Source organism: Streptomyces sp., assembly GCF_031181705.1.
GTDB lineage: Bacteria > Actinomycetota > Actinomycetes > Streptomycetales > Streptomycetaceae > Streptomyces.
On sequence record NZ_JAPSKN010000127.1, the window covers coordinates 1 to 11,554 of the forward strand.

General features: G+C 71.9%; 11 protein-coding genes. 7 read left to right on the forward strand and 4 right to left on the reverse strand.

Annotation, left to right across the window (positions count from 1 at the left end):
- A partial coding sequence (gene groL / locus RIN80_RS21320; RefSeq protein WP_309097232.1) for a chaperonin GroEL occupies positions 1-1,208 on the forward strand: 1,208 nt, incomplete at its 5' end.
- A gap of 172 nt (positions 1,209-1,380) precedes the next feature.
- Entirely contained in the window at positions 1,381-2,433 is a 1,053-nt protein-coding gene (locus RIN80_RS21325; protein WP_309097233.1) for a hypothetical protein, read from the forward strand.
- Between the two features lie 58 nt (positions 2,434-2,491).
- Here the strand turns inward: RIN80_RS21325 and RIN80_RS21330 are convergent, their stop codons facing one another.
- The 3 genes from RIN80_RS21330 to RIN80_RS21340 form a co-directional block, all read right to left on the reverse strand.
- Positions 2,492-3,199 carry an ester cyclase gene (locus RIN80_RS21330; RefSeq protein ID WP_309097234.1) on the reverse strand — a complete coding sequence of 236 codons (708 nt, stop codon included), beginning with the start codon at positions 3,197-3,199 and terminating at the stop codon, positions 2,492-2,494.
- A 259-nt stretch (positions 3,200-3,458) separates the two neighbouring features.
- Positions 3,459-4,232: an SDR family oxidoreductase gene (locus RIN80_RS21335; RefSeq protein ID WP_309097235.1), complete on the reverse strand. Its 774-nt coding sequence runs from the start codon at positions 4,230-4,232 to the stop codon at positions 3,459-3,461.
- A 94-nt stretch (positions 4,233-4,326) separates the two neighbouring features.
- Positions 4,327-4,995, reverse strand: coding sequence for an MOSC domain-containing protein (locus RIN80_RS21340; protein ID WP_309097236.1), 669 nt, complete (start codon positions 4,993-4,995; stop codon positions 4,327-4,329).
- Between the two features lie 90 nt (positions 4,996-5,085).
- On the opposite strand from RIN80_RS21340, the gene RIN80_RS21345 reads away from it, so the two are divergent.
- Positions 5,086-5,982, forward strand: coding sequence for a LysR family transcriptional regulator (locus tag RIN80_RS21345; protein WP_309097237.1), 897 nt, complete (start codon positions 5,086-5,088; stop codon positions 5,980-5,982).
- Between the two features lie 75 nt (positions 5,983-6,057).
- Here RIN80_RS21345 and RIN80_RS21350 read toward each other — a convergent pair whose 3' ends face one another.
- Positions 6,058-6,387: a WhiB family transcriptional regulator gene (locus tag RIN80_RS21350; RefSeq protein ID WP_309097238.1), complete on the reverse strand. Its 330-nt coding sequence runs from the start codon at positions 6,385-6,387 to the stop codon at positions 6,058-6,060.
- 380 nt (positions 6,388-6,767) lie between these two features.
- Between RIN80_RS21350 and RIN80_RS21355 the strand changes: the two genes are divergently transcribed.
- From RIN80_RS21355 to RIN80_RS21370, 4 genes are all read left to right on the forward strand, one after another.
- Complete coding sequence (locus tag RIN80_RS21355) at positions 6,768-7,379, forward strand: response regulator transcription factor (RefSeq protein WP_003948568.1); 612 nt, start codon at positions 6,768-6,770, stop codon at positions 7,377-7,379.
- A gap of 490 nt (positions 7,380-7,869) precedes the next feature.
- Positions 7,870-8,457, forward strand: coding sequence for a sigma-70 family RNA polymerase sigma factor (locus RIN80_RS21360; RefSeq protein ID WP_030233658.1), 588 nt, complete (start codon positions 7,870-7,872; stop codon positions 8,455-8,457).
- A gap of 149 nt (positions 8,458-8,606) precedes the next feature.
- Complete coding sequence (gene guaB / locus RIN80_RS21365; protein ID WP_309097239.1) at positions 8,607-10,109, forward strand: IMP dehydrogenase; 1,503 nt, start codon at positions 8,607-8,609, stop codon at positions 10,107-10,109.
- Positions 10,110-10,214: 105 nt separating this feature from the next.
- Positions 10,215-11,339: a GuaB3 family IMP dehydrogenase-related protein gene (locus RIN80_RS21370; protein WP_309097240.1), complete on the forward strand. Its 1,125-nt coding sequence runs from the start codon at positions 10,215-10,217 to the stop codon at positions 11,337-11,339.
- The last annotated feature ends 215 nt before the right edge of the window (positions 11,340-11,554 follow it).

Consider the following 11,554-nt stretch of genomic DNA (forward strand, 5'->3'; position numbering starts at 1 on the left):
AGTCCGACATCGCCGCCGTCGCCGCGCTGTCCGCCCAGGACCAGCAGGTCGGCGAGCTCATCGCCGAGGCGATGGACAAGGTCGGCAAGGACGGTGTCATCACCGTCGAGGAGTCCAACACCTTCGGCCTGGAGCTGGACTTCACCGAGGGCATGGCCTTCGACAAGGGCTACCTGTCGCCGTACTTCGTGACGGACCAGGAGCGCATGGAAGCCGTCCTGGACGACCCCCACATCCTCATCACGCAGGGCAAGATCTCCGCCATCGCGGACCTCCTGCCGCTGCTGGAGAAGGTCATCCAGGCCAACGCCTCCAAGCCGCTGCTGATCATCGCCGAGGACGTCGAGGGCGAGGCCCTGTCGACCCTGGTCGTCAACAAGATCCGCGGCACGTTCAACGCCGTCGCGGTGAAGGCCCCCGGCTTCGGCGACCGCCGCAAGGCGATGCTGCAGGACATGGCCGTCCTCACGGGCGCCACGGTCGTCTCCGAGGAGGTCGGCCTCAAGCTCGACCAGGTCGGCCTGGACGTCCTCGGCTCCGCCCGCCGCGTCACCGTCACCAAGGACGACACCACCATCGTCGACGGCGCCGGCAACAAGGAAGACGTGCAGGGCCGCGTCGCCCAGATCAAGGCCGAGATCGAGACCACGGACTCCGACTGGGACCGCGAGAAGCTCCAGGAGCGCCTCGCGAAGCTGGCCGGCGGGGTGTGCGTCATCCGCGTGGGTGCCGCCACCGAGGTCGAGCTCAAGGAGCGCAAGCACCGTCTGGAGGACGCCATCTCCGCGACCCGCGCCGCGGTCGAGGAGGGCATCGTCTCCGGTGGTGGCTCCGCCCTGGTCCACGCCGTCAAGGTCCTGGAGGGCAACCTCGACAAGACCGGCGACGAGGCCACCGGTGTCTCCGTGGTCCGCAAGGCCGCCGTCGAGCCGCTGCGCTGGATCGCCGAGAACGCCGGCCTGGAGGGCTACGTCATCGTCTCCAAGGTGGCCGAGCTCGACAAGGGCAACGGCTACAACGCCGCCACCGGCGAGTACGGCGACCTGATCAAGGCCGGCGTCATCGACCCGGTCAAGGTCACCCGCTCCGCCCTGGAGAACGCCGCCTCCATCGCCTCCCTGCTCCTCACGACCGAGACCCTGGTCGTCGAGAAGAAGGAAGAGGAGGAGCCGGCCGCCGCGGGCCACGGCCACGGCCACGCCCACTGAGGCATGTCGGCTGAGGGCTGACGGCGTCGGCCCGCCCGAGCCCGAGCGAAGGCCCGGCACCCCCGAAGAGGAGGTGCCGGGCCTTCGCCGTGCCGGCCCCCCCGGCCCGGGAACCGCGCCGGGGCCGGAAACGGTCTACCCCTCCAGCAGTCGGATCATCAGGGGGGCAGGAATGGACCAGGCGCTGTACGGGGAACGGTCCCGCAACCCGTTCGCGCGAACGGTGCGGCTCTCCGAGGACGGACTCCACCGGGGCGGCAGAAGGACCCCGCTGGACGAACTGAACCTCGCCGCCATGGCAGAGGCGTTCCTGCGGGACCGCTGGCTCGGCGGCGGGGGCACCGAACGCCCCCTCGGGGCGCTGCCGCAGGGCCCCGGCCTCGTCCCGGTCACCCGCGTGACCGGCACCACCACTCCCCTGAGGACCCGTCACGCCGCCGACTTCGCCCAGGCCCTGGGCGAACTGGCGGTACGCCGGTGCGGGGGGCCGGACCACGTGGCCGCTCTCGCCGCGCGGGCCCAGGCGGAGGGCGTGCCGTTGTGGATCGCGCGCCGCCACGCGCCCGGTCCCGCCGGGCCGGTGACCGTCGCCGTGGACCGGCGCTCGGTACGCGTGGACGTCTGGGGTCCGCACGCCCCCGTCGTACGCCTGCGGGCACCGTACGGCTACCGCCCCGACAGCTCCGACCGGTCGGGCGGCCTGGTCATGCACGTCGGCGACCTCAGCGCACGGCTCGAACTGCGCAAGAAGGCGCGCAAGTCCAAGAGCAAGGTCGAGATCCGCCTGCCCGACCGGGTCTGGACGCTGCGCCGCGAGAAGGCCGACAGCTCGTGGCTGCTGCGCGACGAGCAGCGGGTCGCGCTGCTGACCCGCCCCTCCCGGTGGCCCGGCCCGCCGCCCGGCTCGGTACTGCTGCCGCTGGCCGAGGTGCACCACGAGAGCGCCGACCCCCTGGACGCCGTCATGGCCCACGCGGTCGCCGTGTCCTTCGGGCTCGGCGACACCACGGGCCTGGCCAGGTTCCGCGCGGTGAGACGCCGCCGGGAGACGGAGGAGGACCTCTGGGACCGCCCCTGGTTCAGCAACCTGGGCCGCGACCGCGACGACAACGAACCGGGCGGCGGCGACGGCTGGGGCAGCGACGGCGGCGACGGAGGCGACGGGGGCGGGAGCGGCGACGGCGGCGGTGGGGACGGCGGCGGAGGGGGCGGCGGAGGCGACTAGCCGCCGGCGACGGCCGTGGTCCGTACGGGTCCCGGTCCGCCGCGTCACTCCGCTCGTGTCACAGCTCGGTGGGCTCCAGCGCCCCCAGCTGCTGCATCAGCCCCAGCCGGTCGTACTGCCACCACCCCTCGGCGAGCTTGCCGTCCGGCGTGCAGCGGTGGACGGTCGTCCCGGTCATGGTGACGTCCTCGCCGGTCGGCGGGATGCCGAGGAACTCGCCCGTGTGACGTCCGTGGAAGGTCCACCGGGTGCACACCCGGTCGCCCTGCGCCATCTGGTCCTCGATCGTGAAGGAGAAGTCGAACCCGCCGCGCCAGACCTCCACCTCCCGCCGCACCGCGTCCAGTCCGATGACGTCCTGCACGTTGGCGGGGTCGTGGTCGTGGTAGTCCTCGGTGAACACGTCGTTGAAGGGCGGTGCGTCACCCCGCCCGGGCGCCAGCTCGAAGAAGCGGCGCGCGGTGGCCGCGTAGAGCTGCTCGTCCCGCACCACGTCGAGGTCCGTGAACGTCGGCGTCCCGTCGCAGAGCGCCACCATCTCCTGGAAGATCCGGTCGGTCTCCGGGAGCCCGGAGTTGCGCATCGCGTCCTCGTACGACGGGAACTCCACGATCTCCACGATGTGTGAGGCGTCGGACCGGTCCTTCGCCACCACACTGTGCGTCGCGGTCCGCTTCCCCCTGGTCTGCTCGACCCACCGGTCCATCAGCCGGTTCATCTCGTCGAGCCGGCTGGTCCTGCATTCGATGAGCTGTACGAAGGTCATGACGCGTCCCACCTCCGGCCCCCCTGGGTCCGGCTGAACAGCACCATTGTCCCCACGCGGGCCGGGCGCCGCCTCCCGGCTTCCGGCGTTCCCGTCTCGACCGGGGCCCTCGCCTTCGAGGCGGGCAGGGACGACCGCCCGGCCACCCCCCTCGGAGCCGAGCCCGATGCCGTACCGCTCGTCGTCGGCGCTCGGCGCTCGTCGTCGGCGCTCATCGTCGGCGGTCGACGCGTTCGGGCGACCGGTGGCCGTGACCGGCCTACTGCGGCCCGTACTTCCGCCCCGTCCTGGACGACACCGCCCCCAGCATCCCCCGCGGCACCAGCTTCGCCGCCCCCATCAGGGCCTTGTAGCGCGGGTCCGGGATGGACAGCGTCTTGCCGCGGGCCAGGTCGTGCAGGGCCGCCGCCACCAGCTTGTCCGCGTCGAGCCACATCCAGCCCGGGATGTTGTCCGTGCCCATGCCGGCCCGCTCGTGGAACTCGGTGCGGACGAAGCCGGGGCACAGCGCCATCAGGCGTACGCCGCTGCCGGCCAGGTCGCGGGCCACGCCCTGGGTGAACTGCACGACCCACGCCTTGGACGCGCCGTAGGTGCCGCGCGGCACGAACGCGGCCACCGAGGCGACGTTGACGACACCGCCGCGGCCCCGCTCGCGCATGGCCTGTGTCGCCGCCGACGTCAGCCGCAGCACCGCCTCGCAGTGCACCTTCAGCATCCGCAGCTCGTCGGCCATGGGGACGTCGAGATAGCGCCCCTTGTTGGCGAAACCGGCGTTGTTGACCAGCAGGTCGACCGGGTTCCTGCGGTCGCCCAGGCGGTCGGCCACCGCCTCGATGCCCTTGTCCCCGGCGAGGTCGGCCGTCAGCACCTCCGCCTCGATGCCGTGCCGGTCGTGCAGTTCGGTCGCCTGTTCCCGCAGCCGTCTGGTGTCGCGCGCGACCAGCACCAGGTTGTGCCCGTCGGCCGCCAGTCGCCGCGCGAACGCGGCCCCGATGCCTGCCGTCGATCCCGTAATCAGAGCCGTTGTCATGGCAGAAGGGTAGTGACCTGGCCTACGTGCATCCGCTTGCCCGCGGGCCCGTCCCCGGTGAAGGGTCCGTGGAGACGGGCCCGGTGAGCGGCTGTCAGCTCCCGTACTTCTCGGCGTACTCCCGCGCCGCCCGCAGCGCCTCCGGGTGCAGCGCCTCGCCCGCCGCCAGCAGCCGGGGCAGCAGCGTCCGCTCGGTCGTCACCGCCCGGAACTGCAGGGCGACCGTCACGTCGTGGCCGGGACGGTGCACGACCTCGATCGCGTCGCCGGCCCGGATCTCGCCCGGCTCGATCACCCGCAGATACGCCCCGGGCGCGCCCCGCTGCGTGAACCTCTTCACCCAGCCCTTTTCGCCCAGATGGCCCTGGAACGTGCGGCACGGAATGCGCCCGCAGGTCACTTCCAGCACCACCTCGGGGCCGATCCGCCAGCGCTCGCCGATCCGCGCGCCGCAGACGTCGAGGCCCGCCGTGGTGAGGTTCTCGCCGAACGCGCCGTCGGCCAGGGTCCGGCCCAGCTCGCGCTCCCAGGCGTCGAGGTCCTCGCGCGCCATCGCGTACACCGCCTGGTCGTCGCCGCCGTGGTGCTCCAGCTTGCACACCGCGTCCCCGGCGAGCCCGCTCCCGCCGACGCCCTTGGGCCCCGGCGCAGCCACCCGCACCGGCCCCGCCACCGGCCGCTTGTCGATCCCCGTGACCCCCTCCGGGTTGTCCGTGTACGGCACAGCCTTGGCACGTCCCAGATTCACCGACAGAAGCTTCATGCCCGCACGGTAGGGGACCCGGCCCCAAAGCGTCGACGCATTATTCGGAGGAGATCCAAAGCCTCGCTTATCGTCGCTTATCCTCGAAGGGTGATCGAAGCACGTCATCTCCGTGTCCTGCGCGCCGTCGCGGCCACCGGTTCCTTCTCCGCCGCGGGACGGGAGCTGGGCTGCACCCAGCCCGCCGTCAGCCAGCAGATGAAGGCGCTGGAAACGTCCGTCGGCACCCCCCTGCTGATCCGCACCGGGCGGGAGATGCGCCTGACCCAGGCCGGTGAGGCCCTGGTGCGGCACGCCGCCGGGATCCTCGCCGGGCTCACCGCCGCGGAGGAGGAGGTCGCCGCCATCGCGGGGCTGCGTGCGGGCCGGGTCCGGCTCGTCTCCTTCCCCAGCGGCAGCTCCACGCTCGTCCCCACCGCCCTCGCCGCCCTGCGCCGGGCCCACCCCGGCACCCGTGTCTCCCTGGAGGAGGCCGAGCCCCCGGCCTCCGTGGGCCTGCTGCGCGAGGGCGACTGCGACGTGGCCCTCGCCTTCCGCTACGAGGGCGCCGCGGGCGCGGAAGAGTGGGACGACCTCGTCGTACGGCGGCTGCTGTCGGACCGGCTCGTGGCGCTCGTGCCGGAACGCCACCGGCTCGCGGGCGCGGAGTCGGTCGCCATCGGCGAACTCGCCGAGGAGCCGTGGATCGCGGGCTGCCCGCGCTGTCGCGGTCAGCTGGTCGAGGTGTGCGCGGCGGCCGGCTTCACCCCGCGCATCGACTTCGCCACCGACGACTACCCGGCGGTGGTCGGCCTGGTCGGCGCCGGCCTGGGCGTGGCCGTACTGCCCCAGCTGGCCGTCGAGTCCGTACGGCCGCGGGGTGCGCGCACCGTGACGCTGGAGCCGGCGGTGCGGCGGGAGATCGTCGCGCTCACGCTGCCCGACCTCGCGCAGGTCCCCGCGGTGGCGGCCACGCTCGACCAGCTGGCCCGGGCCGCCCGCCGCTAGCCACGCGGGAACCGGTGGCACGCGCGCCAAAAACCAACGGCACGCATGCGCGTGCCTTTGAGCAGAAACGTTCCTTCAGTTGTTCGAGGCGGTGTGCCCGCCTGATGTCGTCGCCGACACCAGCCGGTTGCGCGCCCGCCCCATCAGCTCTTCACGCTCGTCCTCGGTCAGCCCGCCCCACACGCCGTACGGCTCTCGCACCGCCAGCGCGTGGGCGGCGCACTCGGCGCGCACCGGGCAGCGCATGCAGACCTCTTTGGCCGAGTTCTCACGAGCACTCCGAGCCGCACCGCGTTCGCCCTCCGGATGGAAGAAGAGCGAGCTGTCCACCCCGCGACAGGCAGCCAGCAGCTGCCAGTCCCACAGGTCCGCGTTCGGTCCGGGAAGGCGGGAGAAATCTGCCATTACGTGACCCCTTGTAGCCGTTCTTGGCGGATCCGGTGTCCACGACCGTACAACTACGATCTAAGGAGATGAAAATATGACTCATTGCGAATCTAGCTCCAGACACCGCCAAAGCGGAAGAAATGGGTCTGAATGGGGCATAGGTTGTGATGAAAGTTCGAGGGTGTGGAGCGCATATCTGCACCGTGTCCGTGCCCTCACGTAGAGTGCCGAAGATGGCAGCCGGCCCCGTAACTCTTTCGAGTGACCGTCGTTGAGAGTGCGAGGCGGTTGAAGGAACAAGCGCTCGGGCAGGCGTCCGAGACGGTCGACCGCACAGGTGACGATTTCGTACCAGCCTGGAGGCTCAAGGTGACGCGCATCAGCTGCGGAGGGCGGCCATGACTTCCGTCCTCGTCTGCGACGACTCCCCGCTTGCCCGAGAGGCGCTCCGCCGCGCGGTCGCGACCGTGCCCGGCGTCGAGCGCGTGACGACGGCGGCCAACGGCGAGGAAGTCCTCCGCCGCTGGGGGGCCGACCGCTCGGACCTGATTCTGATGGACGTACGCATGCCCGGACTGGGCGGCGTCGAGACGGTCCGGCGGCTGTTGTCCGCCGACCCCGGTGCGCGCATCATCATGCTCACCGTCGCCGAGGACCTGGACGGCGTGGCCCTCGCGGTCGCGGCCGGGGCCCGCGGCTACCTGCACAAGGACGCCTCCCGCGCGGAGCTCCGGGCCACGGTGACGCAGGCCCTGGCCGATCCCACCTGGCGGCTCGCCCCGCGCCGGCTGCGCTCGGCCGAGATGGGCGCCGCTCCCACGCTCACCGCGCGCGAGATCCAGGTGCTCGAAGGCATGAGCCACGGCCGCTCGAACGCGGAGATCGGCCGCGAGCTCTTCCTCTCCGAGGACACGGTCAAGACGCACGCCCGGCGCCTGTTCAAGAAGCTGGGCGCCTCGGACCGGGCCCACGCCGTGGCGCTCGGCTTCCGATGGGGTCTGGTGCGCTAGGGCCTGTCGTTTGGATCGGGCCGGCTTCGACACGCGGCCTCCGGCCCGCGCCGGAGAGCGGGGGCACGCGGATGCCCCCGCGCGAGCCGCACCCGCGCGTGCGGGAGCCGGTGGCCGACGGCAGCGCCGATGGGGGTCTCCTTCGCCGGCCCGGGCGAGGTCGGGAACCCGGGCGGACGCGGGCGAGGGTCCTCGTCCCCGGGACGATCCGAACGGCAGGTCCCGGCAGCGGCCCGGCGGGCCGCAGCGATCGCGGTGAAGGCGTGGAACGCCAGGTGGGCGGGGGTGGACCGGGGGTCCGCCCGGTGCCCGCTGCTCGTTTCGCCGCGGATGCCGCATCCTTGAGGGTGTGGAGTTCCTCGGGGACGAGTCGGTCGAGCGGAAGGGGAGGGCGCAGGGGATGAGTTCCGGCGCACCTGCTCATAACGCTTCGGTGCACAACAACGGGCGCGGTGCCGCGGACCCGGAGGCCGCAGGGCACCATGGACCGATGCGCGACGACGAGGCGGTCCATGCCCAAGGGGCGATCGGCGCGCTCGTCCACCGCGCCGTCGACGGAGACGAGCAGGCCACGCACGACCTGCTCGCCCACGTCCACCCCCTGGCGCTGCGCTACTGCCGCACCCGGCTGTCCCGCCTCCCGGGCGACGCCCGGCACTTCGTGGAGGACCTCGCCCAGGAGGTCTGCGTGGCCGTGCTCCTCGCCCTGCCGCGCTACCGGGACACCGGGCGCCCCTTCGAGGCGTTCGTCTTCGCCATCGCCGCCCACAAGGTCGCCGACCTGCAGCGCGCCGCGATGCGCCACCCCGGTTCGACGGCGGTCCCCTCCGACGAGATGCCCGAGCGGCCCGACGACTCCCTGGGGCCGGAGGAGCGCGCCCTGCTCAGCAGCGACGCGGAATGGGCCAAGAAACTCCTGGCCAACCTGCCCGAGAACCAGCGGGAGCTGCTGCTGCTGCGGATCGCGGTGGGGCTGACGGCCGAGGAGACCGGCCAGATGTTGGGAATGTCACCCGGCGCCGTCCGGGTGGCGCAGCACAGGGCGCTGAGCAGGCTGCGGGCGCTGGCCGAGCAGTAGGCCTGCGACAGCCCTTCGTTGAACAGGCGGTGCGCCGCTTCCGTAGGAACATACGAAGCCCGGTGCGGGCCGGAACCGTGGAATGAGACAGTGCTGCTTCCCGTTAGCATGGACATCCGCACCGATCAAGGCCATTTGGGGAAGGTGTCATGACTGCCAACGTCGACGGAGTGCCCGGTAAATTCGCGACACTCGGGCTGACCTACGACGACGTGCTGCTGCTGCCGGGTGCATCGGAAGTGCTCCCCAACGCGGTCGACACCTCGTCCCGCATCTCCCGCAACGTCCGGGTGAACATCCCGCTGCTGTCCGCCGCCATGGACAAGGTCACCGAGTCGCGCATGGCGATCGCGATGGCCCGCCAGGGCGGCGTCGGCGTCCTGCACCGCAACCTGTCCATCGAGGACCAGGTCAACCAGGTCGACCTGGTGAAGCGGTCCGAGTCCGGCATGGTCACCGACCCGATCACGGTGCACCCGGACGCCACGCTCGGCGAGGCCGACGCGCTGTGCGCCAAGTTCCGCATCAGCGGCGTCCCCGTCACCGACGGCAACGGCAAGCTGCTCGGCATCGTCACCAACCGCGACATGGCCTTCGAGAACGACCGCACCCGTCAGGTGCGCGAGGTCATGACCCCCATGCCCCTGGTGACCGGCAAGGTCGGGATCTCCGGCCCCGACGCCATGGAACTGCTGCGCCGCCACAAGATCGAGAAGCTGCCGCTGGTCGACGACGCGGGCATCCTCAAGGGCCTGATCACGGTCAAGGACTTCGTCAAGGCCGAGCAGTACCCCAACGCGGCCAAGGACGCGGAGGGCCGGCTGATCGTCGGCGCCGCCGTGGGCGCCAGCCCCGAGGCCCTGGAGCGGGCCCAGGCGCTCGCCGCGGCCGGTGTGGACTTCCTGGTCGTCGACACCTCGCACGGCCACAACAGCAACGCCCTCAGCTGGATGTCGAAGATCAAGTCGAGTGTGAACGTCGACGTGATCGGCGGCAACGTCGCCACGCGCGACGGCGCCCAGGCGCTGATCGACGCCGGTGTCGACGGCATCAAGGTCGGTGTCGGACCCGGCTCCATCTGCACCACCCGCGTGGTCGCCGGTATCGGCGTCCCGCAGGTCACCGCCATCTACGAGGCGTCCCTGGCGGCCCGCCCGGCCGGCATCCCGCTGATCGGCGACGGCGGTCTGCAGTACTCCGGCGACATCGGCAAGGCCCTGGCCGCCGGTGCCGACACGGTGATGCTGGGCAGCCTCCTCGCGGGCTGCGAGGAGTCGCCGGGCGAGCTGCAGTTCATCAACGGCAAGCAGTTCAAGTCGTACCGCGGCATGGGCTCGCTCGGTGCGATGCAGTCCCGCGGCCAGGGCCGGTCCTACTCGAAGGACCGCTACTTCCAGGCCGAGGTCGCCTCCGACGACAAGCTCGTGCCCGAGGGCATCGAGGGCCAGGTGCCCTACCGCGGCCCGCTGGCCAACGTGCTGCACCAGCTCGTCGGCGGTCTGCGCCAGACCATGGGCTACGTGGGCGCGGCCACCATCGAGGAGATGGAGTCCAAGGGCCGCTTCGTCCGCATCACGTCGGCGGGCCTGAAGGAGAGCCACCCGCACGACATCCAGATGACGGTCGAGGCGCCGAACTACAGCCGCAAGTAGCGGCCAGGCCTCCCGAGGGCGGCCCCGGAGCATCCGGGGCCGCCCTCGGCGTGCCCGTCGGCGATACTGGAAGACGCTGAAACGCATCAGGGAAAGGCCACCAACGTGACTGAGATCGAGATCGGGCGCGGCAAGCGCGGCCGCCGGGCGTACGCCTTCGACGACATCGCCGTCGTCCCCAGCCGCCGTACGCGGGACCCGAAGGAGGTCTCGATCGCCTGGCAGATCGACGCCTACCGCTTCGAGCTGCCCTTCCTGGCCGCTCCCATGGACTCGGTCGTCTCCCCGGCCACCGCCATCCGCATCGGCGAGCTCGGCGGCCTGGGCGTGCTGAACCTCGAAGGCCTGTGGACCCGCTACGAGGACCCGCAGCCGCTGCTCGACGAGATCACCGGTCTCGACGCGGAGACGGCGACCCGGCGCCTGCAGGAGATCTACGCGGCCCCCATCAAGGAGGAGCTGATCGGGCAGCGCATCAAGGAGGTCCGCGACTCCGGCGTCGTCACCGCCGCCGCGCTCTCCCCGCAGCGCACCGCCCAGTTCTCCAAGGCGGTCGTGGACGCGGGCGTGGACATCTTCGTCATCCGCGGCACGACGGTCTCCGCCGAGCACGTCTCCGGTTCGCACGAGCCGCTGAACCTGAAGCAGTTCATCTACGAGCTGGACGTCCCGGTGATCGTCGGCGGTTGCGCCACGTACACCGCCGCCCTGCACCTGATGCGTACCGGCGCGGCCGGTGTGCTGGTCGGCTTCGGCGGCGGCGCCGCGCACACCACGCGCAACGTGCTGGGCATCCAGGTCCCCATGGCCACGGCGGTCGCCGACGTCGCCGCGGCCCGCCGCGACTACATGGACGAGTCCGGCGGCCGGTACGTGCACGTGATCGCGGACGGCGGTGTCGGCTGGTCCGGCGACCTGCCCAAGGCGATCGCCTGCGGCGCGGACGCGGTGATGATGGGCTCCCCGCTGGCCCGCGCGACCGACGGTCCGGGCAAGGGCCACCACTGGGGCATGGAGGCGGTGAACGAGGAGCTGCCGCGCGGCAAGAAGGTCGCCCTCGGCACGGTCGGCACGCTGGAGGAGATCCTCACGGGCCCGTCCCACACGCCCGACGGCTCGATGAACCTCTTCGGCGCCCTGCGGCGGGCCATGGCCACGACCGGCTACAGCGAGCTGAAGGAGTTCCAGCGCGTCGAGGTGACGGTGGCGGACTCGCAGCACCGGCGCTAACCCGCTCCGCACGCGCAGGGGCCCGGCCACTCAGGAGAGTGTCCGGGCCCTTTTCGCATGCCCAAGTGGCTTGGCCGGGGCGCTTGTTTGCCCCATGCCAGCAGTCCCCTGGCTCCCGCACCCCGCGCACCCCTCTTCACAACCGGTGCGCCGCCCCCGTAGGGGCCGCCCCCCGAGTGTCCAGCAGGAGCTGGGCCTTCACCGACAGGCCCTGG